Raw genomic sequence first — 23,786 nt, forward strand, 5'->3', positions numbered from 1 at the left:
CGGCCTCAACGGGTTATTCGAGGCGCTCGATGATCGTCACGTTGGCCTGTCCGCCGCCCTCGCACATGGTCTGCAGCCCGAAGCGACCACCGGTGCGCTCGAGCTCGTGCAGCATCGTGGTCATCAGCCGCGTGCCGGTCGCACCGATCGGGTGGCCCAGGGCGATCGCGCCGCCGTTGACGTTGACCTTCTCCAGCGGGGCGCCGGTCTCCTTGGCCCACGCCAGGACGACGGAGGCGAAGGCCTCGTTGCACTCGAAGAGGTCGATGTCGTCGATGCTCATGCCCGTCCTGGCGAGCGCGTGCTCGGTCGCCCGGATCGGGCCGGTGAGCATCCAGACCGGGTCGTCACCGCGGACGGACAGGTGGTGGATGCGGGCGCGCGGCGTGAGGCCGTGCTCGTCGACGGCCTTCTGCGACGCCAGCAGCATCGCGCTCGCCGCGTCGCTGATCTGGGAGGAGACGCCGGCGTGGACGCGCCCGTCGGGGAGCAACGGGTTGAGCCCGGCCATCCGCTCGAGGCTGGTGTCGCGTCGCGGCCCCTCGTCGACGGCGAACTCCCCGACCGGGGCGATCTCGCGCTCGAAGCGGCCCTCGTCGATCGCGCGGATCGCCCGCTGGTGGGACTCGTAGGCGAAGCGCTCCATGTCCTCGCGGCTGATCTCCCACTTCTCGGCGATCATCTCGGCCGAGCGGAACTGGCTGACCTCCTGGTCGCCGTACCTCTGGACCCAGCCGGGCGACTCCGCGAACGGCGTGGAGAAGCCGAGGTCCTGGGCGACGAGCATCGCGCTCGAGATCGGGATCGCCGACATGTTCTGCAGGCCACCGGCCACGACGAGGTCCTGGGTGCCCGACATGACGCCCTGCGCGGCGAAGTGGACCGCCTGCTGCGAGGAGCCGCACTGCCGGTCGATCGTGACGCCCGGGACGTGGTCGGGCAGCCCGGCGACCAGCCAGGCGGTGCGCGCGACGTCACCGGCCTGGGAGCCGATCGTGTCGCAGCAGCCCATGATCACGTCGTCGACCGCCCCCGGGTCGACGCCGGTGCGCTCCATCAGGGCCGACAGCGCGTGCGCGCCGAGGTCCGCGGAGTGCATCGACGCCAGGGCGCCCCTGCGGCGTCCGACGGGCGTGCGGACGGCGCCGACGATGTAGGCCTCAGGCATGGTCTTCCTTCCGTGAGATCCCGTTGAGCAGGATCGTGAGGTACTGGTCGGCGACGGTCCGGGCGGGGACGTCGCCGCCGGGGCGGTACCACCGCACGGCGACCCAGACGGTGTCGCGGATGAAGCGGTAGGTCAGCTCGGGGTCGAGGTCGGTGCGTAGGGCGCCCGACCGCATGCCCTCGTCGAGCAGCCCGACCCACATCGTGCGGAAGCGCCGGTTGTGCTCGCGCAGGTAGGCGAAGCGCTCGAAGCCCATCAGGAAGCCGGCGTCGTTCTGGAAGATCGCGACCTCGTTGTGATGCTGGTCGATCGCGTCGAACGACGCCCGGATGATCGCGTCGATGCGCGCGGCGGTGTCGGGCGTCGACTCCAGGATCCGGTCGTACGTCGCGAAGAGGTCGCGCTGGAAGGTCGAGAGCAGCTCGTCGACGATCGACTCCTTGGAGTCGAAGTGGTGGTAGAGGCTGCCCGACAGGATCCCGGCGGCGTCGGCGATGTCGCGCACGGTCGTGTTCTTGAACCCACGCTCGGCGAACAGGCCGCCGGCGATCGCCAGCAGCTGCTCGCGCCTGCTCCGGGTCTCGGTCTCCGTCACGGTGACTCCTAGGCGTGCTGGGAGCTGACCGAGATGACTTCCCCGGTCAGGTAGGAGGAGTAGTCGCTGGCGAGGAAGACCATCACGTTGGCGACCTCCCACGGCTCGGCCGCGCGACCGAAGGCCTCGCGCTGCTTGAGCTCGGCGAGGAGCTCGTCGGAGGTGACCTTGGCGAGGAACGGGTGCATCGCCAGGCTCGGGGACACCGCGTTGACGCGGATGCCGTGCGGGGCGAGGTCCAGCGCCGAGCAGCGGGTCAGCGCCATGACCCCCGCCTTGGCCGCGGCGTAGTGGGCCTGTCCCTCCTGGGCCCGCCAGCCGATCACCGAGGCGTTGTTGACGATCACGCCCCGCTTGCCCGCGTCCTTCATGCGCGCCCCCGCGGCCCGGATGCAGCGCATCGTGCCGGTGAGGGTGATGTCGATGACCCGCGACCACTCCTCGTCGGTCATGTCGAGGATGTCCGCCGTGCCACCGAGCCCGGCGTTGTTGACCATCACGTCGACGCCGCCGAAGCGGTCGGCCTCGGCCAGCAGCGCCTGCACCTGCGCCTCGTCGGTGACGTCACACGTCAACGACGCCACGCGATCGGCGCCGAACTCCTGTGCCAGAGATTCTTGTGCCTCCGACAACCGTCGCTCGTGCGTGTCGCCCAGGACGACGCCCTCGGCGCCCTCCTCCAGCACCCGGCGTATGACGGCCGCGCCGATGCCCGCGCCCGCTGCGGCCGTCACGACGACGACCTTGCCGGTGAGGAGACCGTGGGCCGGGACGTAGTCGGGGGCCGGCTGCTCGGGGCGGTGCGTGGTCATGTGGAGGTGCCTCTCGGCTCGCGGGGAAGGCCGAGCACCCGCTCGGCGATGATGGTGCGCTGCACCTCGTCGGAGCCGCCGTAGATCGTGTCGGCGCGGGTGAAGAGGAACAGTCGCTGGGACTCGGTGAGCCCGTCCTCCTCGGCGACCAGGCCGGCGGAGCCCTGGACCTCCATGGCGAGCTCGCCGAGGTGCTTGTGCCAGTCGGCCCAGACGAGCTTGGCGACGTTGTCCTGGCCCCTGGCGGCGCCCTCGCCGCGGAGGTTCTCGCTCAGGATGCGCAGCGCGTTGGACCGCATCACCTCGAGGCCGACCGCCGCCTGGGCGAGGCGGTCGCGGACGACCGGGTCGTCGTACGTGCCGGTGCGCCTGGCGGTGGCCACGACCTGCCCGAGCTCGCGGCGGAACCCGAGCTGCTGGCCGAGCGTGGACACCCCGCGCTCGAAGCCGAGCAGCGCCATCGCGACCCGCCAGCCGTCACCGGGCTCGCCGACGACCAGGTCCTTCGCGGTGCGGGCCCCGGTGAAGAAGACCTCGTTGAACTCGGACGTGCCGGTGATCTGGCGGATCGGACGGACCTCGACGCCGGGCTGGTCCATCGGGACGAGCAGGAACGACAGGCCCTGGTGGAGCCGGGAGCCGGGCTCGGTGCGGGCGATGACGAAGATCCAGTCGGCGTCGTGCGCCATGGAGGTCCAGACCTTCTGCCCGTCGACCACCCACTCCGGTTCGGTGGTCGAGCTTGTCGAGACCAGACGTGCCTTGGTCGAGACCGCGGCGAGGTCGGAGCCGGCTCCGGGCTCGGAGTAGCCCTGGCACCACAGCTCGTCGACCGCACGGATGCGCGGGAGGAAGCGCTCCTGCTGCTCGGAGGTGCCGAACGCGATCAGCGTCGGGCCGAGCAGCTCCTCGCCGAGGTGGTTGACCCGGGCGGGGGCCTCGGCGCGGGCGTACTCCTCGTGCCAGATCACCTGCTGCGCGAGGCTCAGCCCGCGGCCGCCGTGCTCCTCGGGCCAGCCGACGCAGGTCCAGCCGTGCTCGGCCAGGTGGCGGTCCCAGCCGCGGCGCTCGGCGTGGGCGACGTGCTCGCTGCCGGGCCCGCCGAGCCCCTTGAGGGCGGCGAACTCCCCGGACAGGTGCTCCTCGAGCCAGGCGCGGGCCTCGGCCCGGAACTCCTCGTCGGTCTGGGTCACGGCACCTCCTCCGGCGACTCTGGCTGAACCAAGCAAGTGCTTGGTAGGGTAGCGCACATGCCACCAGACGTCGCCCCCAAGGCCGCGCCGCGCACGGTGCCGGGCGCCCTCCAGGACGCGGCCACCCGCTTCGGTGACACGCTCGCGGTCGTCGAGGGCGGGGTGCGCCTGTCGTTCGCCGACCTGCTCGAGCGGGTGCGGGAGAAGGCCGCGGGCTACGCCGCCCTCGGGGTCTCCCCCGGCGACCGGGTCGCGGTCTGGGCGCCCAACTCCTGGCGCTGGGAGGTCGCGGGCCTCGCGGTGTCCTACGCCGGCGGGGTGCTGGTGCCGCTCAACACCCGCTACACCGGCCACGAGGTGGTCGACGTGCTCTCCCGGGTCGACGCTCGCCTGGTGGTCGTGGCCGACGGCTTCCTCGACCGCCACCAGACCCAGGAGCTGGCCGACGCGGCCACCGAGGCCGGCGTCCGGCTCCCGACCGTCGTGAGGATCGAGGACCTGCCGACCGACGGGGACCTCGACGCGATCGACCACGTCGCCGCCCAGGTCGGCGCCGACGACGTCGCCGACATCCTCTTCACCTCGGGCACGACCGGCCGCAGCAAGGGCGCGATGACCGCGCACCGGCAGACCTACGAGGCAGCGCGGGTCTGGGGGGCGCTCGGCGAGCTGGTGCAGGGCGACCAGTACCTCGTGGTCAACCCGTTCTTCCACTCGTTCGGCTACAAGGTCGGCATCGTCACCAGTCTGCTCACCGGCGCGACGATCCACCCGATGGCGGTCTTCGACACCACCGAGATGCTCAGGACGATCGAGCGTGAGCAGATCACGGTCCTGCCCGGCGCCCCCGCGATCTTCCAGGCGCTGCTCGACGCACCGGACCGGTCGTCGTACGACCTGAGCAGCCTGCGCTTCTCGGTCACCGGCGCGGCCGTGGTGCCTGTCGTGCTCGTCGAGCGGATGCAGGGCGAGCTGAGCTTCGACCTCGTGCTGACCGCGTTCGGCATGACCGAGTGCGTGGTCGGCACGATGTGCCGTCGCGGCGACCCGCCCTCGCTGGTCGCCGGCACGTGCGGGCGGGTGATCCCCGGGCTCGAGCTGGCGGTCGTCGACCCCGAGACCGGCGCCCCGTGCGGTCCGGGTGAGGAGGGCGAGGTGCGGTTCCGCGGCGACCTGGTGATGCTCGGCTACCTCGACGACGAGGCTGCGACCGCCGAGGCGATCGACGCGGACGGCTGGCTCCACACCGGCGACGTCGGGCGCGTGGACGACGAGGGCTACCTCACGATCACCGACCGGCTCAAGGACATGTACATCTGCGGCGGCTTCAACGTCTATCCCGCCGAGGTCGAGCAGGTCCTCATGCGCATGGACGGCGTCGCCGACGTCGCGATGGTCGGTGTGCCCGACCAGCGGCTCGGCGAGGTCGGGGGCGCCTTCGTCGTACGACGGCCCGACGCGACCGTGACCGCCGACGACGTGAAGGCCTACGCCAAGGAGCGGCTGGCCAACTTCAAGGTGCCTCGCGAGGTGAGGTTCGTGGACTCGCTCCCCCGCAACCTGGCGGGCAAGGTGCTCAAGACCGAGCTGAGGAAGGCCGACTGATGGACCTGGACCTGTCGGAGTCGGAGCTGGCCTTCCGGGCCGAGGCGCGCGCCTGGCTGGCGGCCAACGTGCCGGCCGAGCCGCTGCCGTCGATGGACACGGCCGAGGGCTGGCGCGCCCACCAGGAGTGGGAGGCCCGCCTGTCGGAGGCGCGCTGGTCGGTCGTGTCGTGGCCACAGGCCTACCACGGTCGCGAGGCGTCGCTGGTGGAGTGGGTGGTCTTCGAGGAGGAGTACTACCGCGCGGGGGCGCCAGGGCGGGTCTCGCAGAACGGCATCTTCCTGCTCGCGCCGATCCTGTTCGAGCACGGGACCCAGGAGCAGCAGGACCGCTTCCTGCCGACCATGGCGACCGGGGAGCGGATCTGGGCGCAGTGCTGGTCCGAGCCCGAGGCCGGCAGCGACCTGGCGTCGCTGCGCTCGACCGCGACGCGGGACGAGTCCCGTGGCGGGTGGGTGCTCAACGGCCAGAAGACCTGGTGCTCGCGGGCGGCGCACGCCGACTGGGGGTTCGGACTGTTCCGCTCCGACCCCGACGCGGCGCGGCACGCCGGGCTGACCTACTTCCTCTTCCCGCTCGACGCCGAGGGCGTGACGGTGCGGCCGATCGCACAGCTGGACGGCGAGCCGGGCTTCGCCGAGGTGTTCTTCGACTCGGTGTTCGTGCCGGACTCCGACGTGCTCGGCGCGCCGGGCGACGGCTGGCGGGTCGCGATGTCGACGGCGGGCAACGAGCGTGGCCTGTCGCTGCGCTCCCCCGGTCGCTTCTGCGCGGCGGCGGACCGGTTGGTGTCGCTGTGGTCCGCTGTCGGCGACCATCACGCCTCCCTGGGCGATCGGGTCGTCGACGCGTGGATCGGGGCCCAGGCCTACCGCCTCTACACCTGGGGCACGGTCACGCGCCTGGCCAAGGGCGGTGACATGGGAGCCGCCGGATCGGTCAACAAGGTGTTCTGGTCCGAGCTCGACGTGGCGCTGCACGAGACCGCGCTCGACCTGCTCGATGCCGACGGCGAGCTGTCGTCGACGTGGTCCGACGGCTACCTCTTCTCGCTGTCCGGGCCGATCTACGCCGGCACCAACGAGATCCAGCGCAACATCGTGGCCGAGCGGGTGCTCGGGCTGCCGCGCGAGCCCAAGGGGGCGGGGCGATGAGGTTCGAGCTCACCGAGGAGCAGCGCGGGTTCGGCGCGTCACTGGCCGACCTGCTCAAGGGTGCCGACGTCGTCGGCGCCGCGCGGGCGTGGGGATCCGGTTCCCCCGAGGCCGGTCTGACGCTGTGGCGGCGCTTGGCCGACCAGGGGCTGTGCGCACTGGTCGTGCCCGAGTCGGCGGGTGGTCTGGGCGGGTCGCCGGTCGACCTGTGCGTCGCGTTCGAGCAGCTCGGCCGGCACGCCGTGCCGGGGCCGTGGGTCGAGTCCGCGGCCTACCTCCCGGTCGCCCTCGCCCCCTCCTCGACCGTGCTCGGCGCTCTCGCCGAGGGTGAGATCGGCACCGTGGCCGCGCTGCCCGTCGTACCTCGTGCCCTGGACGCACACGTCGCCGACCACGTCTTCTTGTCGTCGGGACAATCGCTGTCGACGGCGAGCGCCGGATCGTCGTACGACTCGATCGACCCGGCCCGCACGCTGTTCGACGTCCTCCCCGGCGACGAGGTCGAGGCCGGCGACCTGCACCGCGCCTTCGACCTGGCCGTGCTGGCCACGTCGGCGCAGCTCCTCGGTCTCGGGGAGCACCTGCTCTCGACGACCGTCGACTACGTCAAGCAGCGCAAGCAGTTCGGGCGCGAGATCGGGTCCTACCAGGCGCTCAAGCACCGGCTCGCCGACGTGCGGATCGCGCTCGACTTCGTGCGCCCGCTCGTCTTCGGCGCCGCTGTGCAGTGGGAGGGACCCGACCGCTCCCGTGACGTCGCAGCCGCCAAGGTCGCCGCCTCCGACGGCGCACACCTCGCCGCCCGCACGGCACTGCAGCTGCACGGAGCGATCGGCTACACCCAGGAGTACGACGCTTCGGTCTGGATCCTCAGGACCCGCGCGCTGGTCTCGGCCTGGGGCACCCCTCAGCAGGCCCGCCGTCGGGTGCTCGCCTCGCTCGAGGACGGCGCACGTGCCTGACCTGCGGTTCAGCGAGGAGCAGGACGAGCTCCGCTCGATCGTGCGGAGCATGCTCGACAAGCGCAGCGACAGTGCCGCCGTCCGCACGGCGATCGACTCCGAGGCCGGCTACGACGAGTCGCTGTGGCAGGCGCTCTGCGAGCAGGTCGGCGTCGCGGCGTTGCCCGTCCCCGAGGAGCACGACGGCGCGGGTGCCGGCTTCGGTGAGACGTCTGTCGTGCTCGAGGAGATCGGCCACGCCCTCGCCCCCTCGCCGCTGCTGGCGTCGACGGTGGCCGCCCAGGCCCTCCTGGGTGGCTCGTCCGACGCCGCGGCACGGCTGCTCCCCCGCGTCGCGGCCGGTGAGGTCGCGACGCTCGCCTGGGCCGGCGCGACAGGCGGCCCGGACGTCGAGGAGCCGGTCGTCGCCTCCCCCGCCAGTGGAACCGGTCGGGACCACGAGCTCAACGGCACCGTCGACCACGTGCTCGACGGGACGGCCGCGTCGGTGCTGCTGGTGGCGGCCCGCACCCCGGACGGCCCAGCGCTGTTCGAGGTCGACCCCTCGCAGGTGACTCGCGAGGCCCAGCCCGCCATGGACCTCACGCTCCGCCTGGCCCGCATCACCCTCGACGGGACCCCGGCCACCCGCATCGGCGGACCCGACGCGCTGGCCCGCGCCCACACCGTCGGGTCGGCGGCGGTCGCCGCGGTCGCGGTCGGGGTGGCCCAGCGAGGGCTCGACATGACCGTCGACTACGTCAAGCAGCGCGAGCAGTTCGGTCGCCCGATCGGCTCGTTCCAGGCGGTCAAGCACCGCCTCGCCGACCTGCACGTCCTGGTCGAGACCTCGCGCTCCGCCGCGCTCGCCGCAGCCGTCGCGGTGGACGACGCTGTGGCCGGTGGTGCCTGGGACCAGGCGCGCCGCTCGGCCTCGGTCGCCCAGGCGTGGTGCAGCGATGCCGTCGCGCGCGTGGCGGCCGAGACGGTCCAGCTCCACGGCGGCATCGCGATCACCTGGGAGCACGACGCCCACCTCGTCCTCAAGCAGGCGCAGACGCTCGGGATCCTCCTCGGGCCGGCTCGGGCGCACCGCTCGGCCGTGCTCGCGTCGCTGTAGTCCGCGAGAATCTCTCGAGGGTTTCTCTCAACAGAGCGGAGTTCTCGATCGACAATGTCGGTGGTCCCGTCGAGACTCGGGTCATGCCGTTGAGGACCGAGAGCGAGTGGACCGCGCAGATGCGCGGTCACGCGGACGCCTTGGTCTTGCTCGACCCCGACGCCTCGGACCAGGACCTCGTCGACCAGCTGCGGGTGCTGGAGGAGACCAAGGCGAAGGTCGCAGCAGCGCAGGTGGCGATCACGACCCGGCTCGCCGCGTCCCAGGAGCGGGCCCAACGTGACGCGGGCGTCCGTCCGGACAAGGTCGGCCTCGGGATCGGCTCGCAGGTCGCGCTGGCCAAGCGCGAGTCCACCTTCCGCGGTGGGGCGTTCGTGCAGTTCTCGAAGGTCCTCCTCCGCGAGCTGCCCCACACCTACGCCGTCCTCGCGGCCGGGCGCACGACCGAGTGGCGGGCTCGCATCGTGGTCAAGGAGACGGTCTGGCTCTCCCCCGAGCATCGGGCACAGCTCGACGCCGAGATCGCCCCGCTGCTGGAGGGGTGGGGCGACCGACGGGTCGAGCAGGAGGTCAGGACCCGCGCGTACCGCCTCGACCCCCGCGGTTTCGTCGAGCGTGGTGCGACCGCGGCGAAGGATCGCAGGGTCACCGTGCGACCGGCTCCCGACGTCATGTCGAACCTCAGCGCTCACCTCCCCGTCGCCCAGGGCGTCGCGGCCTACGCCGCACTCCGGAAGCACGCTGACAGCCTCCGTGCCGGAGGTGACGAGCGGTCGGTCGGCCAGATCATGGCCGACACCCTCGTCGAGCGCATCACCGGCCAGGCGACCGCCGAGGCCGTGCCGATCACGGTCGGGCTGGTGATGAGCGACCAGACCATGTTCAACGCCGGCGACCACTCCGACGAGCCGGCGCAGGTGGAGGGCTACGGCCCCATCCCTGCCGACCTGGCCCGTCGTCTGCTCCTGGCGGCCGACGCCGACGCCGACCTGTGGGTGCAGCGCCTGTTCACGCGCCCCACGACCGGTGAGCTCGCGGCGATCGACTCCAAGGCGCGCTTCTTCCGAGGCGCGCTGCGCAAGCTCGTCGTCGCCCGTGACCGGTGGTGCCGCACCCCGTGGTGCGAAGCGCCGATCCGTCACGGCGACCACGTCGTCGACCGCGCTGACGGCGGACCGACCAGCAGCCGCAACGGCGAAGGGCTCTGCGAAGCCTGCAACTACGTCTACAACGCACCCGGATGGTCAGCCGCCGCTGCGGCGACGGGCGCGCATCTCGTGGTCACGACGACGCCAACCGGGCACCGCTATCGCAGCCTGCCGCCCGACCCGCCGCGCACCAGTGACCCTCCCGAACGTGTGCGCCGCCCGATCGACTACCGATTCGAAGGTTGTGTCGTCGACGTCGCCTGACCCCGCTCAGTGCACGCTTGACCGTCCGCATGACAAGCAGGACCGCGCACTCAGCGGCATAGAGCGGGCACTTTCTTCACCCAGCGAAGTAGCCATGCGGCGGGTCGAGCAAGAGGTCGCGCTCAAGAATGAGGTCCGGTTCGTCGCCGACCTCCTCCCGAGGGATGCCGAAGGCGTCCGCTTGGGTCACCACCAGGGCGTAGGCCTCCCGCCCCGGAGGTAGGGCTAGGACATCTGGCGTCGCGTCGGTCGGGAGCCGTCGGGCAACCCGTTCAACTCGTTCCTGCAGCTTCCCCGACCGCGGCGTCGTCTGCGTCTGGAGCCCGACCCTCGGTACGACGGGGAGCTCGGCGGCCGGGTTGGCCGCGTTCGACGCGTTCACGACGTACTCCGACTGGTCGGTCTTCTGACCCGCCGGCTGGTCTGACGGGGCCCGGCCGCACCCGGGAGCCGCGTGGCACACAGCAGCCCCAGGACCAGCACGCCGAGGAACACCTCCACCACGTGGTGGTGCTCGCCGAGCACGTCGGCCCTGGTGCCGTCAAGGTCGAGAGCCCTGCCCAGGAACGCGATGCCGACCACGCCACCGAGGTAGCGCATGGTCGAGCTGACCCCGGCGGCCATGCCGCTGCGGCTCGAGGCGATGGCGGACAGTGACGCGGTCTGGGCCGCTGGTCCACACAGGCCCAGCCCCACACCGAGGAGGGCGAGCGGCAGGCGCACCTGACCGGCCGAGCTGAGGTCGACCACGCGCAGCACCACCAGGGCCACCAGGCAGATCAACGATCCCGTCACCGCGAGGGCGCGTGCGCCGACCTGCTCGGTCAGCCGGCCCGCGACGAGCGAGGTGACGACCATCGCCACCATCAACCAGATCAAGATCAGTCCGGTCGCCCGGGCCCCGAGGTCGAAGCGTGCGTCGAGCACCAGGGGGATCTCGACGAGCAACGCGTACATCACGAGGTTCTGCAGGCAGATCAGCAGAGTGCCGGCGGCGAAGGACCGCGAGGCGAAGAGGTCGAACGCGACGACCGGGTCCTCGGCCCGCCGTTCCAGGGTGGCGAAGACGATGCCCGCACCCACCCCGGCGAGCAGCAGCACGACGGAGGTGACGCCACGTTGCTGGGCGGCCAGGACCAGGAGAAGCAGGGTCACGGTCAGGGAGATCGATCCGCGGGTGTCGAACCTGCCCGTGCGCCGCACCTCAGGGGCTCTGGTCGCCGATGCGACGAGGAACGCGGCCACCGCGAGCACCGGCACGTTGACGACGAAGACCGCCTCCCACCCGAAGGCGTCCACCAGGATGCCGCCGACGACGGGTCCGAGCGCAGCCGCCAGCGCCATCACGGCACCGAACGTCCCGAAGGCCCGACCACGCCGATCGGGCGGCAGCGACACCCGCAGCAGGGCGAGGGTCGCCGGGACGGCGAGGGCGCCCCCCGTGGCCATCAGCACCCGGGCTCCGGCCAGCACCGGCAGGCTCGTGGCGAGGAACCCCAGCACCGCACCGCCGCCGACGACCGCCTGCCCGATCGTCAGCACTCGCCAGTGGCCCAACCGGTCACCCAGCTTGCCGCCCGGGCTCTGCAGCGCGATCGCAGCGATCAGGTACGTCGAGACGACCGCCTGCGTGACCGCCGCCGCCCCGTGCCCCACGGTCTGCGCGATCGACGGCACCGCGACCGCCACCATGGTCGAGTTGAGCGGCATGAGGCTCGCCGTCATCAGGGCGCCGACGATCCCGACGACGACCGTGCGGGGGCGCAGACCAGCGGTCTGGTCAGCCATGGGTGATCGGTCGGCGCTGGAGCAGGTGCAGCCGGTCACCGGCGAAGGCGAACTCGATGTCGTGCTCGAGGGTGCCGAAGACGCGGTCGCAGTGCTCCGCGAGCCCGTGCAGCTGGAGGAGCTGGTGCTCGTCGAGGCACCAGGCGTCGACCTGGTCCGCCGACACGGGCAGCTCGGCCACGCTCCCGTCCGGCTGGAGCACCATCGCGACGTCCTTCTCGCCCGCCCACCGGCCGAGCACCCGGCCGTCGTCGGTGGCGAGGCGGTACTGGTCCGGGCTCACCAACCCGCTCACCACGGTCTCGCCCAGGCCCCAGCTGGCCTCGACCACGCGCTCGTCCGCGCCCGTCACGGGGTTCCTGGTGAAGAGGACGCCCGCCACCTCGGAGGCGATCATCGGCTGGAGCACCACCGCCATCCGTGGCGCCGGGTCGAGGCCGTGCTGCCGACGATAGGTCGCGGCTGCCTCGTCGTGCGCAGAGTCGTGGACCTGTCTGACCGCGTCCAGGACGCGCTCGAGCCCGACGACGCCCAGGACGGTCAGGTGGGTGCCGGCGAAGGAGGCCTCGGCCGAGTCCTCACCGATCGCGCTCGACCGGACGGCCCAGGGACGCGCGTCGGTGACCGCCTCGAGCCAGGACAGTGCGCGGGGGTCGCCGCCGACGACCTCGCGGACCGTCGCCCAGTCGAGCGCGAAGCCGGTGGGCACGGGCAGTCCTGCGTCCAGCGCGGACGCCAGCTGGGCGGCCTTGCCGCCGTAGGCCCCGGCGTCGGTCGCCTGTGCCAGGGGCGTGAGCATGGTCGTCGTCACGCCAGGACGTGCACCTCGCCCGTCGACCCGTCGACCCGCACCCGGTCTCCGTCGCGGATCGTGCGGGTCGCGTCGCGGGTGCCGACGATGCCGGGGATGCCGTACTCGCGGGCCACGATCGCGGCGTGGCAGAGCTGCCCCCCGCGATCGGTGACGATCGCGCCGAGCATCGGCAGCACCACGTTGAAGTAGGGCGAGGTCATCCTCGTCACGAGCACGTCACCTTGACGGATGCGAGCGAAGTCGTCGGACCCGTCGACCAGCCGCGCCGTGCCTTCGTAGACCCCGGTGTTGACCGCGAGGCCGGTCAGGACGGTGTCGGAGTTCGGCGTCTCGGGCACACCGAAGAGCGAGTCGAGGAAGACGTTCATCGCCTCGGCCGTACGTCGGGCGGGTGCCGGGAACCACTCGGCCGGTGGGGGCGGCGGAGGGGCCGCCCGGAGGAACGGTGGCGCGTCCGACGTGGTCATCGTCGTCCGCCAGGCGAACCTCTCCGCCACCGCCTCTGCCGACGGGCCGGTGCCGGTGCCCAGCAGCAGCGCGCGGACCTCCTCAGCGGTGAGGTCGACCGCGTGCTCGGGATCGTCCACCGAGCCCTTCGCCGCCAGTCGGCGGCCCGCCTCGAGCAGCGCACGGCGTGCCAGACCCGCGGCCCAGCCGTCGCTGAACACGCCGCGTTCGTCGCGCAACCGGTACATCAGGCGCACCTCTGCCAGCCGGTCGTCGAAGTCCTCCCGGTGCTGGGCCGGGACGCGATCACGCATCACCTGCAGGGCCGCGTCGTCGTCCTGCCCGGCGGCGCCGGTGCCGGCCAGGCTGGTGCGGAGAGCCTCCACGAGCGTGCCGGGCAGCTCGCCGGCCGCCTTGTCACCCAGGTCGTAGCCGACACAGCGCCAGCGGACGGCCTCGACGTAGGCCGAGACCGCGGGGCCTGCCTCGGGGTGGGCGGTGAGCTCGGCGAGGACGCTCTCCGGGTCACCGGCGGAGCCGAGGACCGCTCGGGCCGAGTCGGACCTCGTGATCGCCTTGGCCGCGGTGTCGAGCTCGTCGGCCGCGAACCCGCGCGAGATGGCGGAGCGGCCCCGGAGCAGCGTCATCAGCTCGCCGACGGACGCTCCGGTCCAGCCGATCGCGCCGGCGAGGAAGTCGCCGGCGGGCAGGCACGCGGGGATCGTGTACTTGTGGTGGAGGTAGGCGGCATCGACGACGTGCTGCGCGCACCGGTCGACGTGGTCCGCCAGCTCGGCGTCCGACAGGGTGGCGACGTCGACGGACTGGATCGCGCGATGGCCCTCGATCGCAGCCGGCTTGTCGACCTTGTCCCAGTGCGCCAGGTCCTCGCGCCACAGCTTGTCGCGGATGGCTCGGGCCGCGGCCCGGTGCCGACGCCTCATCTCGGGATGAAGCCGGCTGACCAGCTGCAGCACCGGCTTGGGTGGTGTCCCCATCGCGCCCTTCGGCGCACCCACCGCGACGGGCTGGTTGTAGCAGAAGCCCTCGCTGAAGCCGGGCTCGAGGTGGGACAGGAGGACGCCCTAGCGGGCGGTGCCCTCCGCGAAGCCCTTCGGGAACCCGTTCATGAACGCGGCCTGGGCGAACGGCGTCATCGGCCGCGCCGCGTTGGTCGTCTCCAAGTCCCACGGGCCCTTGCCCGGCGGCACGAACGTGCGTCCGGCGACCACGGGATGCTGCTCCACCATCTGACCCCCAGGGTCTCGTCCGGCTACCGAGTGTTCACCTCGTGTTCACCCGGAGCAATGGACCAAGGGCCTCAATCGCCCACCGACGCAGGCCCGAGACCCGCCCGCCAGACGTCTCAGGCGAGCTCGAGCTCCCGCTCGCGCTCCTCGACCACCAGCTCGTGCACGTCGAGCTGCTGCGCCTTGCGGGCGGCGAGGACGGTGGCGCCGAAGGCGACCAGCGCCCACAGCACCACCACGGCCGCGGAGCCGAGGACCGAGCCCGGACCGTCCAGGACGGAGACGGCGAGCGCGTCGGCGGCCTGCGTCATCGGCAGGACGTCGTTGAGCAGCTGGAGCGGCTCGGGCGCGGTGTCGACCGGGATGACCCCACCCAGCGCCGCGAGCTGGAGGCCGGCGAAGGCGATGGAGGCGATCCAGCCGCGGCGCCGGCCGAAGACGGCGACGAGGCCCTGGTTGACCGCGGCGAAGCCGGCGGCCGCGACGAGCATGAGCACGAGGGTGAGCCCCGGGGAGCCGAAGTCGGCGCCCAGCGCGAGCAGGGCGACGTACAGCAGGACCGCCTGGACCGCGCCGACGAGCACCCCGGGGCGGAGGCCCCCGAGCGAGACCCGGGAGGCGGAGGTCGCGCGGCCCAGGAGCCAGGTCGGGAGCGCTGGTCGCACGAGGTAGGTGACGAACGCACCGAGCCAGAGCACGAAGGCGATCGCGCCCGGGGCGAGCTGGGTCGCGCCGTCCGGGGTCTCCCCCACCGTCGCGGCGCGGGCAGCCACGGGAGCGGCGATCACCCGGGCGAGGTCACGGCCCTCCTGGGCGTCGTACGCCGGCACCTGGCTGGCGCCCTTCTGCAGGCCGGAGGCGAGCTGGGTGGAGCCGTGGCCGAGCTTCTCCCCGCCGGAGGCCAGCTGGGAGGCGCCGGACGACGCCTTGCGGGCGCCGGAGGCGAGCTGGGAGGCGCCGGAGGCGAGCTCGTCCGCTCCCCCGGCGAGCTTGGTCGTGCCGCCCTCGAGTCTCACCAACCCACTGGCGAGCTGGCGGGCCCCCGAGGCGGCGGCGTCGATGCCGGACTCCAGCGCAGGCATGGCGTCGGCGAGGCGGCGGGTGCCGGCGGCCAGCCGGCGCGAGCCGGAGGCGAGCTGCTCGGCGTTGCGGTCGCCCGGGCCGGCGGCGCGCTCCGTCGCCACGCACAGCTGCGGCGCGCGAGCCAGGATGATCGGGTCGGCGCAGGCCCTGGCCCACCCGCTGACGATCCTGGTGTAGGGCACCACGCCGTCGGAGAGCTGCTTCGCGCCGTCCGCGAGACGGTCCGTGTCACGCGGCAGAGAGTTCGTGCCGGCGTCGAGACGCGCCAGGCCGTCGGCGAGCCGGTCGCCGCCGGACGCGGCCGTGCCGGTGCCCTTCGCGAGCCGGGACGCACCGGAGGCGAGCTCGTCGTTGCCGGACGAGAGCCGGTCGGCGCCCGAGGCCAGCGTGCCCAGGCCGTCGGCGAGGGACTGCGTGCCGGAGGAGAGCTTGCGCGAGCCGTCGGCGAGCTTGTCCGCACCGTCGGCCGCCTGACCGAGCTTGGGCCCGATCTCGCCGGTCTGCTTGAAGACCTGGCCGAGGTAGGAGGTGGTCACCCGCTGCCCGAGCTCGTCGGCCGAGACGCGGGCGACCTGGTCGCTGATCCGTCCGATCAGCGCCGACGACGCCGTGTTGGACCGCACCTGGATGCGGGCCTTGGCCGGCGCCGTGCCGTGCAGCGACCGGTAGATCTGCCGGGAGAACCCCTCGGGGATCGTGATGACGGCGTAGTAGTCGCCGTCCGCGAGGCCCTTCGACGCGTCCTCCGCGTCGGTGAGCGTCCACCCCAGCGTGGGGTCCTGCTTGCCGGTCGGCTTGGTCAGGCCGGCAGCGAGTGCTCGACCCGCGGCGACGGGCTGCTCGCCCTTCTCCAGCACCGGCTTGTCGAGGTTGACCACGGCAGCCGGGATGCGCTCGGTCTCCTCGGCGCGGTCGCCGAGCGACCACACCACGAGGGCGCCCAGGAAGGTGGGGAGCAGCAGCACACCCACCAGCACGCGGTGCGTGGCGAGCCCGCGGAGCACGTCGGCCGCGGACACGGGCAGGGTCGGGATCCTCACGCCAGGACCTCCTCACGGTCGGAGCCGGACAGGGGTACGACGGCCGGGGCGCCCAAGCGCTCGAGCACCGGGTCGTCGAGGGACTCGGCCGGGCAGGCGACGAGCACCGCGACGCCGGACTCGGCCAGCCGGCGTACGTCGTCCGCGGAGCGGCCGATCCCGCCGTTGGCGAGGTCGAGCAGCACCAGGGGCTCGCGCGGGTCCCGGCTCGGGACGGTCGTGTCGACGGCCACGCGCGACCGCACCCACGCCGACTCCTCGGGCACCATGCGGTCGAGCACGACCACGCGGCCGCTCGAGGGGCGCAGGCGGCCCGAGACGACGGACAGGGCGGCCCGCCGCTGGGCGACCGAGCCGGTCAGGACGACGACCTGGCCGGGGGCCAGGGTGAGCGACAGGCCCGGGACCAGCGACGCGCCGGTGGTCGGGTCGACCACACGCAGGCCCTCAGCCCGGACTGTGGCGGGACCGTGGGAGGCCGTCCACTCCTCGTGCTCCAGGTGGGCGGTGAGCCCCTCGCCCTCGATGTCGAGACGGGGCAGGCGCTGCTCCAACCAGGTCGGCAGCCACCAGGCCCGCTCACCGAGGAGGGCGAGCACGGCGGGGACAAGAGTCATCCTGACGACAAAGGCGTCGACGAGGACGCCGACGGCGAGGCCGAACGCCATCGGCTTGACCGAGGCGTCGCCCTCGGGCACGAACGAGGCGAACACCGCGACCATGATCACCGCGGCCGCGGTGACCACCCGCGCGCTCGAGGTGAAGCCGCGACGGATCGCCCCCGCCGCGTCGCGGTGGTGCACCCAGTCCTCGCGCATCCGCGAGACCAGGAAGACCTCGTAGTCCATCGCCAGACCGAACAGGACGCCCATCAGGATGATCGGCAGGAACGAGAGGACCGGCCCCTCCTTCTCCACGTTGAGCAGCTCGGCGAGGTGCCCCTCCTGGAACACCAGGACGACCGCGCCGAACGACGCCGCGACGGAGAACAGGTAGCCCAGCGTCGCCTTCACCGGCACCCACACCGACCGGAACACCAGCATCAGCAGGAGGAGCGAGAAGCCGACGACCACGAGCCCGAACGGCAGCAGGGCTCCCGCGAGGCGGTCGGAGACGTCGATCGTCACCGCGGTCTGCCCGGTGACCATGAGGTCGGAGACGTCGTACTTCTTCTCGATGCCGGGGCCCGCCGCGCGCAGGTCGCGGACCAGCTGGGAGGTGCGGGGGTCGGTCTGACCGTGCTCCGGGATCACCTGGACGATGCCGAGGTCGGCCTTGCGGTTGGGCGTGGTGAGCGCGACCGCGTCGACCCCCGGCACCTTCTCGACGTCGTCGCCGATCTTCCTCATCACCCCGACCGGGTCGGTGGTGCGGATGATGTCGACGACCACGAGCAGCGGACCGTTGAAGCCGGCGCCGTACTCCCGCGAGATCAGGTCGTACGTCGTCCGCTCGGTCGAGCCCTTCTCGTGCGACCCGACGTCGGGGAGACCGAGGGCCAAGTCCTTGGCGGGCAGCGCGAGGAGGACCAAGCCGGCGAGCGCGACGCCGACGGTCAGCGCCGGCCTGGCGGTGACCAGCCCGACCCAGCGGTCGCCGAGGGTACGGCGGCGGCGTGGTCCCGCGGCCGCGGTCGGCTTCCTGGGCCGCAGGCGCTCGCCGCCCAGGGCCAGCGCGGCGGGGACGAGGGTGACGGCGATGAGCACCGCCACCGCCACGGCCGTGGCGCCCGCGAAGCCCATGACGGTGAGGAACGGGATCCGGGCGACGACGAGGCCGCACAGCGCGACGATCACCGTCGCGCCGGCAAAGATCACCGCGCTGCCGGCGGTCGCGACCGAGCGGGCGACCGACTCCTCGACCTCCATGCCCTCGGCGAGCTGGGCGCGGTGACGGGCGGCGATGAACAGCGCGTAGTCGATGCCGACCGCGAGGCCGATCATGATCGCCAGCGACGGGGTGGAGGAGTTGATCGCGAAGAACCTGGCGAGCACCAGGACGCCGGACATCGTGATCCCGACACCGAGCACCGCGGTCAGCAGCGGGATCCCGGCCGCCACGAAGGACCCGAGCGTCATCAGCAGCACGACGAGCGCGACGACCAGTCCCACGGCCTCGGTCACGGAGACCGGGGTCGAGGTGGTGGTGAACATCTGGCCGCCGAGGTGGACGGTGGGGGCCGCGGAGGAGGCGGAGGACGCGGAGCCCCGCGCGGCCTCGCCGATGTCGTCGCGGACCTGTGGCGTCACCTTCTCCAGCGGGAGGTCGAGCTGGACCTGCACGAGGGCGTAGCGGCCGTCCTCCGAGATCGAGAGTGCCCGCTGGCCCTTCTCGAACGGGTGCGAGGCGAAACGGACGTGGTCGACGTCCTCGATCGCCTTGATCCGACGATCGACGACCGCGCGGTAGTCGGAGATCCGTCCACCCCGGGGCGCGCCGAAGACGACCTGGCCCAGCGTGCCGGTGAGCTCGGGGAAGCGGGTGTCGAGCACGTCGAGCCCCGCCTGGGACTCAGTGCCGGGGATCGAGAGGTCGTCGCGCAGCTGGCCGCCGAGCAGCCCGGCGACCGCTCCCACGCCCACCAGCACCAGCAGCCAGAGGGCGACGACCCGCCGGGCGCGGCGCGAGACCGCGCGGCCGAGGCGGAAGAGGAACGACGACATGCTCAATACGGTACTGTATTGAATACAGGAACGTATCCAGTTGACCTGTCACCTGCGTCACGCCGGGCTCGGCCGGCCCCTGGAGGAGGAACCATGTCCGCGAGCACGACGGAGGCCGCGCCCGCCCGCCGCAGCCGCGTGAACACCCGCGCCCGGCTCGTCGAGGCCGCGGCCGACGTCTTCGCCGACAAGCCGTTCGGTGCGGTGACGGTCGACGACCTCGTGGGGGCGGCCGGCTTCACGCGGGGCGCGTTCTACTCCAACTTCTCCTCGGTGCGGGAGGTCTTCGTCCTCGCCTACGCCCAGCAGTCGGTGCTCATGCTCGACGAGGTCAACCGGGTCGTGGACGACACCCCCGAGGGCGAGTTCCACCTCAGCTCGATCGACCAGCTCTTCGCCGCCCTCGAGCCCCTCGGGCCGCGCTGGTTCCGCCTCCACCAGGAGTTCACGCTGCTCGCCGTGCGCGACGAGGAGGCGCGGTCGTTGTTCCTCGCCCACGTCGAGGAGTTCGAGGGACGCATGCAACGGCTCTTCGAGCGCATCCTCGGCCTGCTGGGGCGCGAGCCGATCAGCGACATCGCGTCGCTGTCGGAGGCGCTGATGGCGCTCTACCAGCACAGCCTCGGCACCCAGCAGCTCGGCGCCGGCCACCTCACCCCCGAGGTGCTCGTCGGCGACCTGCTCCCCCAGCTGCTCATCGCGCTGTCCCGCCCGCGGAGCGCCTGAACGCACGAGGCGCCCGCCCCGCAGGGGCGAGCGCCTCGCAACCGGCCGGCGTACGACGTCAGGCCGGGGTCGGCGAGTCCGACGACTCGGCGTCGGGCAGCAGCTCCTCGTGGTCCGCACCCAGCACGGTCAGCGCGATCGCGTGCTCGGCCTCGAGGTCGTGCTCCTGGACGTGGAGGACGGCCTTGCGGACCCGGGTCGGCAGCGTCGACTCGTAGGGCTCCTGGCGCAGCGACCTCATCAGGGAGACGCACATCGCGAGGATCACGAGCATGAACGCGCCGCCCACGATGATGACCAGGTTCTGCAGCGCGGTCAGCCCGGCTCGCAGGTCCTTGCCGCCGGACCACAGCAGCACCGAGGCCACCGCGCCCTGGGCGACGCCCCAGAAGATCACCAGCCAGCGCCTGGGCTCCTCCTCGCCGTTCTGGCTGAGCATCCCCATCACGATCGAGGCGGAGTCCGCCCCGGTGATGAAGAAGATCGCGATGAGGAAGATCGCGAGGACGACGGTGACCGACGCCAGCGGGTACTGCTGCAGCACCGTGAACAGGATGCTCTCGCTGCCGTTGTCGGCCAGCTCCTTGCCCAGGTCCATGCCCTGGTTGAGCTGGAGATCGAACGCCGCGCCGCCCATGATCGAGAACCAGACGAAGGAGACCAGGCTCGGCACGACGATGACGTAGCCGACGAACTCGCGGATCGTGCGGCCCTTGGAGATGCGCGCGACGAACATGCCGACGAACGGCGTCCACGAGACCCACCAGGCCCAGTAGAAGATCGTCCAGGTGTTGAGCCAGTCACGCTGGTCGCCGTCGAAGGCGCCGGTGCGACCGCTCATCGTCGGCAGCTGCGTGAGGTAGGAGCCGAGGCCCTCGGTGAACGTGCTCAGGATGAAGACGGTCGGGCCGACGACGAACAGGAAGAAGACCAGCGCCACGGCGGCGAACGCGTTGGCGTTGGACAGGAGCTGCACGCCCTTCTCGATCCCGGTCACGGCCGAGAGCACGAAGCACGCGGTGAGGACCCAGATCACCGTGATCGCGAGCGCGACGCTCTTGCCGGACCCGGAGAAGACGTTGTCGAGCCCACCGGTGATCTGCAGGGCACCGAGGCCCAGCGAGGTCGCCGAGCCGACGAGCGTGGCGAAGATCGCGACGGTGTCGATCGCCTTGCCCGGCGCACCGGAGGCGTGCCGGCCCATGATCGGGCGGAACGTGCCGGAGATCAGGTTGCCGTTGCCCTTGCGGTAGGCGAAGTAGGCGATGGTCAGGCCGATCACGGCGTAGATCGCCCACGGGTGCAGGCCCCAGTGGAAGAACGTGTACTCCATCGCCAGGCGCGCAGCCTCGGGCGTGCCCGGGTCGGCCATGCCCATCGGCGGGGTGTTGAGGTGCGTGAGCGGCTCCGCCATCCCCCAGAAGATCAGGCCGATCCCCATGCCGGTGGCGAACATCATCGACACCCACGAGAACGTCCTGAACTCGGGCTCGGAGTCGTCCGGACCCAGGCGGATGTTGCCGTAGCGGCTCAGCGCCAGGTAGCCGGAGAAGATCACGAAGATCGCGGTGGTGAAGACGAACAGCCAGCCGAAGCTCTTCTCCAGCCAGGTCAGCGCGCCCGAGGTCGCGTCGCCCATGCCGGCCGGCGCCAGCGCCCCCCAGAGCACGAAGCCGACGACGATCGCCGCGGCCGAGCCGAAGACCCACCTGTCGACCGGTGGGCGGCGCTCCGGGGTCTCCCCGGCGTCGGACCCAGGGGTCGGCGAGCCGTTCTCGAGTGGTCGGTCGACGGTGTCTGTCATGCAGTCCTCTCGTGGTCGGGGCGTGCTCCGTCGTCTGGACGCGACGGAGCGCACGACCGTAGTTGCCACGTGGTGCTTACCCCCAGCCCAGAAGGGTGAACGCGACGCGAGTCACCTACGACGCGGCCCGCCTCCCCTCTGATGTGGGGAACTTCATCCGTCGCACCGTGTCCGCGCCCGGAACCGCTGCGCTACGGTCCGAGGATGCGTAGCGCCAAGGACTTCTTCGCCCCCCTCGCCGTCGGTGCCCCGGCCCCGCTGCGCGAGATCCCCGCCCGGCCCAGCCGCGCCATCCACTTCTTCGACCCGGGCAACCCGAAGATGGCCGCCAAGGTGCCGGACATGGTCGGCAAGGTCGACGTGCTGCTCGGCAACCTCGAGGACGCGGTCAAGGCCGAGAACAAGGAGACCGCGCGCGAGGGCCTGGTCACGATCGGTCAGGAGACCGACTTCGGCCCCACCCAGCTGTGGACGCGGATCAACGCGCTCGACTCCCCCTGGGTGCTCGACGACCTCACCACGCTGGTCCGGGCGATCGGCGACAAGCTCGACGTGATCATGGTGCCCAAGGTGCAGGGCGCCGAGGACATCCACTACGTCGACCGCATCCTCGCCCAGCTGGAGGCCAAGGCGGGCCTGGACCGCCCGATCCTGGTGCACGCGATCCTCGAGACCGCGCGAGGCGTCGCCAACGTGGAGGAGATCTGCGGCGCGAGCCCGCGCATGCAGGGCCTGTCCCTCGGACCGGCCGACCTCGCCGCCGACCGCCGCATGAAGACCACCCGCGTCGGCGGCGGTCACCCCGGCTACCTCGTCCGCGAGGACCCGACCGACGGCGACATCGAGGGCGCCCGGTCGACCCACCAGCAGGACCTGTGGCACTACACGATCTCGCGCATGGTCGACGCCTGCGCGATGCACGGCATCTACCCCTACTACGGCCCGTTCGGCGACATCGCCGACGTGGTCGCGTGCGAGGACCAGTTCCGCAACGCCTTCCTGCTCGGCTGTGTCGGCGCGTGGTCGCTGCACCCCAAGCAGATCGCCGTGGCCAACAAGGTCTTCTCGCCCAGCGTCGAGGACGTCAAGCACGCCCGTCGGGTCATCGACGCGATGGGCGACGGCACCGGTGCGGTCATGCTCGACGGCAAGATGGAGGACGACGCCTCGGTCAAGCAGTGCAAGGTGATGGTCGCGCTCGCCGAGGAGCTGGCCGCGATCGACCCCGAGCTCAAGTCGCAGTACGACGCCATCGAGATCGGCTGAGGGTTTCTCGTATGACTGACAAGAACGCCTTCCGTCCCCGCCGCTCCGTCCTCTACATGCCCTCGTCGAACGAGCGCGCGCTGGAGAAGGCCAAGTCGCTGGCTGTCGACGGGCTCATCCTCGACCTCGAGGACGCCGTCGCCCCCGACGCCAAGCCGTCGGCTCGCGACAACGCGTGCGCGGCCGCCCGCTCCGGCGAGTACGGCCGGCGCGAGGTCACCATCCGCGTCAACGGCATGGACACCGAGTGGCACGCCGACGACCTCGCCGCGGCCAGCGAGGCCGGGCCGGACGCGATCGTCGTGCCCAAGGTCTCGTCGGCGGACGCCGTCCGCGAGCTGGTCGCCGCGCTCGAGAAGCACGGGGCGCCCGAGCACACCAAGCTCTGGGCGATGATCGAGACCCCGCACGCGATGCTGCACGCGCAGGAGATCGCCGGCGCGTCCGACCGGCTCACCGTGCTGGTGATGGGCACCAACGACCTCGCGAAGGAGCTCTACGCCGAGCACGTCCCCGGCCGCCAGCCGCTGCTCACCGGTCTCGGGCTCGCGCTGCTCGCCGCGCGCGCGGAGGGCAAGGCGATCATCGACGGCGTCTACAACGACGTGAAGGACACCGAGGGCTTCCTCGCCGAGTGCCAGCAGGGCCGCGAGATGGGCTTCGACGGCAAGACGCTGATCCACCCCGGCCAGGTCGAGGGCGCCAACCGCGCGTTCGCCCCGTCGGACAAGGCGGTCGAGGACGCGCGCGGCATCCTGCAGGCGTGGGAGGACGGTCGCGGGAGCGGCGTCGTCACCTACAACGGTCGGATGATCGAGAACCTGCACGTCGAGTCCGCCCAGCGGGTCCTCACCATGCACGAGGCGATCCAGGAGCTCGAGGCCGACGCCTCCTGACCCTGGGCC

Annotated in this window: 20 protein-coding genes; 8 read left to right on the plus strand and 12 right to left on the minus strand. The window is 72.0% G+C overall.

All coding sequences use genetic code 11. The features are described 5' to 3' along the window. Window positions 1-13 precede the first annotated feature (13 nt). From J2S63_RS20805 to J2S63_RS20820, 4 genes are read right to left on the minus strand one after another with little or no spacing between them, the layout of a single operon-like run. Window positions 14-1,168 carry an acetyl-CoA C-acetyltransferase gene (locus J2S63_RS20805; protein ID WP_310306363.1) on the minus strand — a complete coding sequence of 385 codons (1,155 nt, stop codon included), beginning with the start codon at window positions 1,166-1,168 and terminating at the stop codon, window positions 14-16. Beyond that, window positions 1,161-1,763: a TetR/AcrR family transcriptional regulator gene (locus J2S63_RS20810; RefSeq protein ID WP_310306365.1), complete on the minus strand. Its 603-nt coding sequence runs from the start codon at window positions 1,761-1,763 to the stop codon at window positions 1,161-1,163. The genes J2S63_RS20805 and J2S63_RS20810 overlap by 8 nt, the downstream gene beginning before the upstream one ends. Window positions 1,764-1,771: 8 nt before the next feature. Further along, window positions 1,772-2,575 (minus strand): SDR family oxidoreductase, encoded by an 804-nt coding sequence (locus tag J2S63_RS20815; protein ID WP_310306368.1) that lies wholly within the window; start codon window positions 2,573-2,575, stop codon window positions 1,772-1,774. Continuing rightward, window positions 2,572-3,768, minus strand: a complete 1,197-nt coding sequence (locus tag J2S63_RS20820; RefSeq protein WP_310306371.1) for an acyl-CoA dehydrogenase family protein — start codon at window positions 3,766-3,768, stop codon at window positions 2,572-2,574. Before J2S63_RS20820 ends, J2S63_RS20815 begins: the two co-directional genes overlap by 4 nt. 57 nt (window positions 3,769-3,825) lie before the next feature. Between J2S63_RS20820 and J2S63_RS20825 the strand changes: the two genes are divergently transcribed. The 5 genes from J2S63_RS20825 to J2S63_RS20845 all read left to right on the plus strand — a co-directional run bounded on the left by J2S63_RS20825 (window position 3,826) and on the right by J2S63_RS20845 (window position 10,000). Continuing rightward, on the plus strand, window positions 3,826-5,373 hold the full coding sequence (locus tag J2S63_RS20825; RefSeq protein WP_310306373.1) for a FadD3 family acyl-CoA ligase: 1,548 nt from the start codon (window positions 3,826-3,828) through the stop codon (window positions 5,371-5,373). After that, the gene (locus J2S63_RS20830; RefSeq protein WP_310306375.1) at window positions 5,373-6,527 is read left to right on the plus strand and encodes an acyl-CoA dehydrogenase family protein; all 1,155 of its coding nucleotides are present in this window, start codon (window positions 5,373-5,375) and stop codon (window positions 6,525-6,527) included. Before J2S63_RS20825 ends, J2S63_RS20830 begins: the two co-directional genes overlap by 1 nt. After that, complete coding sequence (locus tag J2S63_RS20835; protein WP_310306377.1) at window positions 6,524-7,489, plus strand: acyl-CoA dehydrogenase family protein; 966 nt, start codon at window positions 6,524-6,526, stop codon at window positions 7,487-7,489. Before J2S63_RS20830 ends, J2S63_RS20835 begins: the two co-directional genes overlap by 4 nt. Next, a complete protein-coding gene (locus tag J2S63_RS20840) occupies window positions 7,482-8,588 on the plus strand; it encodes an acyl-CoA dehydrogenase family protein (RefSeq protein WP_310306379.1) in 1,107 nt (368 codons plus the stop codon). Before J2S63_RS20835 ends, J2S63_RS20840 begins: the two co-directional genes overlap by 8 nt. A gap of 83 nt (window positions 8,589-8,671) precedes the next feature. Next, window positions 8,672-10,000 (plus strand): HNH endonuclease, encoded by a 1,329-nt coding sequence (locus tag J2S63_RS20845; protein ID WP_310306381.1) that lies wholly within the window; start codon window positions 8,672-8,674, stop codon window positions 9,998-10,000. Between the two features lie 76 nt (window positions 10,001-10,076). Here the strand turns inward: J2S63_RS20845 and J2S63_RS20850 are convergent, their stop codons facing one another. The 7 genes from J2S63_RS20850 to J2S63_RS20880 form a co-directional block, all read right to left on the minus strand. Then, a complete protein-coding gene (locus J2S63_RS20850) occupies window positions 10,077-10,382 on the minus strand; it encodes a hypothetical protein (protein WP_310306383.1) in 306 nt (101 codons plus the stop codon). Continuing rightward, window positions 10,379-11,788: an MFS transporter gene (locus J2S63_RS20855; protein WP_310306385.1), complete on the minus strand. Its 1,410-nt coding sequence runs from the start codon at window positions 11,786-11,788 to the stop codon at window positions 10,379-10,381. The genes J2S63_RS20850 and J2S63_RS20855 overlap by 4 nt, the downstream gene beginning before the upstream one ends. Continuing rightward, entirely contained in the window at window positions 11,781-12,599 is an 819-nt protein-coding gene (locus tag J2S63_RS20860; RefSeq protein ID WP_310306387.1) for a PEP/pyruvate-binding domain-containing protein, read from the minus strand. Before J2S63_RS20860 ends, J2S63_RS20855 begins: the two co-directional genes overlap by 8 nt. After that, window positions 12,596-13,993 (minus strand): PEP-utilizing enzyme, encoded by a 1,398-nt coding sequence (locus J2S63_RS20865; protein ID WP_310306389.1) that lies wholly within the window; start codon window positions 13,991-13,993, stop codon window positions 12,596-12,598. Before J2S63_RS20865 ends, J2S63_RS20860 begins: the two co-directional genes overlap by 4 nt. A gap of 141 nt (window positions 13,994-14,134) precedes the next feature. Continuing rightward, complete coding sequence (locus J2S63_RS20870) at window positions 14,135-14,296, minus strand: hypothetical protein (protein ID WP_310306391.1); 162 nt, start codon at window positions 14,294-14,296, stop codon at window positions 14,135-14,137. 119 nt (window positions 14,297-14,415) lie between these two features. After that, window positions 14,416-16,422: a YhgE/Pip domain-containing protein gene (locus tag J2S63_RS20875; protein WP_310306393.1), complete on the minus strand. Its 2,007-nt coding sequence runs from the start codon at window positions 16,420-16,422 to the stop codon at window positions 14,416-14,418. Continuing rightward, complete coding sequence (locus J2S63_RS20880; protein WP_310306395.1) at window positions 16,419-19,085, minus strand: MMPL family transporter; 2,667 nt, start codon at window positions 19,083-19,085, stop codon at window positions 16,419-16,421. The genes J2S63_RS20875 and J2S63_RS20880 overlap by 4 nt, the downstream gene beginning before the upstream one ends. Before the next feature lie 93 nt (window positions 19,086-19,178). Here J2S63_RS20880 and J2S63_RS20885 point away from each other — a divergent pair, with 93 nt between their 5' ends. Next, window positions 19,179-19,811: a TetR/AcrR family transcriptional regulator gene (locus J2S63_RS20885; protein ID WP_310306397.1), complete on the plus strand. Its 633-nt coding sequence runs from the start codon at window positions 19,179-19,181 to the stop codon at window positions 19,809-19,811. Between the two features lie 58 nt (window positions 19,812-19,869). Here the strand turns inward: J2S63_RS20885 and J2S63_RS20890 are convergent, their stop codons facing one another. Next, on the minus strand, window positions 19,870-21,615 hold the full coding sequence (locus J2S63_RS20890) for a BCCT family transporter (RefSeq protein WP_310306399.1): 1,746 nt from the start codon (window positions 21,613-21,615) through the stop codon (window positions 19,870-19,872). 204 nt (window positions 21,616-21,819) lie between these two features. Between J2S63_RS20890 and J2S63_RS20895 the strand changes: the two genes are divergently transcribed. Beyond that, entirely contained in the window at window positions 21,820-22,881 is a 1,062-nt protein-coding gene (locus J2S63_RS20895; protein ID WP_310306401.1) for an HpcH/HpaI aldolase/citrate lyase family protein, read from the plus strand. 11 nt (window positions 22,882-22,892) lie between these two features. After that, window positions 22,893-23,777: an HpcH/HpaI aldolase/citrate lyase family protein gene (locus J2S63_RS20900; RefSeq protein ID WP_310306403.1), complete on the plus strand. Its 885-nt coding sequence runs from the start codon at window positions 22,893-22,895 to the stop codon at window positions 23,775-23,777. Window positions 23,778-23,786: the final 9 nt, after the last annotated feature.

Source organism: Nocardioides marmoribigeumensis, assembly GCF_031458325.1.
In the GTDB taxonomy this organism is placed as follows: Bacteria; Actinomycetota; Actinomycetes; order Propionibacteriales; family Nocardioidaceae; genus Marmoricola_A; species Marmoricola_A marmoribigeumensis.

Excerpts from the sequence above, each read along its gene's own strand:
- J2S63_RS20805 (WP_310306363.1), bottom strand. The coding sequence starts at position 1,168 with ATGCCTGAGGCCTACATCGTCGGCGCCGTCCGCACGCCCGTCGGACGC.
- J2S63_RS20815 (WP_310306368.1), bottom strand. The coding sequence starts at position 2,575 with ATGACCACGCACCGCCCCGAGCAGCCGGCCCCCGACTACGTCCCGGCC.
- J2S63_RS20825 (WP_310306373.1), top strand. The coding sequence starts at position 3,826 with ATGCCACCAGACGTCGCCCCCAAGGCCGCGCCGCGCACGGTGCCGGGC.
- J2S63_RS20830 (WP_310306375.1), top strand. The coding sequence starts at position 5,373 with ATGGACCTGGACCTGTCGGAGTCGGAGCTGGCCTTCCGGGCCGAGGCG.
- J2S63_RS20835 (WP_310306377.1), top strand. The coding sequence starts at position 6,524 with ATGAGGTTCGAGCTCACCGAGGAGCAGCGCGGGTTCGGCGCGTCACTG.
- J2S63_RS20845 (WP_310306381.1), top strand. The coding sequence starts at position 8,672 with ATGCCGTTGAGGACCGAGAGCGAGTGGACCGCGCAGATGCGCGGTCAC.
- J2S63_RS20855 (WP_310306385.1), bottom strand. The coding sequence starts at position 11,788 with ATGGCTGACCAGACCGCTGGTCTGCGCCCCCGCACGGTCGTCGTCGGG.
- J2S63_RS20865 (WP_310306389.1), bottom strand. The coding sequence starts at position 13,993 with ATGAGGCGTCGGCACCGGGCCGCGGCCCGAGCCATCCGCGACAAGCTG.
- J2S63_RS20880 (WP_310306395.1), bottom strand. The coding sequence starts at position 19,085 with ATGTCGTCGTTCCTCTTCCGCCTCGGCCGCGCGGTCTCGCGCCGCGCC.
- J2S63_RS20885 (WP_310306397.1), top strand. The coding sequence starts at position 19,179 with ATGTCCGCGAGCACGACGGAGGCCGCGCCCGCCCGCCGCAGCCGCGTG.
- J2S63_RS20890 (WP_310306399.1), bottom strand. The coding sequence starts at position 21,615 with ATGACAGACACCGTCGACCGACCACTCGAGAACGGCTCGCCGACCCCT.
- J2S63_RS20895 (WP_310306401.1), top strand. The coding sequence starts at position 21,820 with ATGCGTAGCGCCAAGGACTTCTTCGCCCCCCTCGCCGTCGGTGCCCCG.
- J2S63_RS20900 (WP_310306403.1), top strand. The coding sequence starts at position 22,893 with ATGACTGACAAGAACGCCTTCCGTCCCCGCCGCTCCGTCCTCTACATG.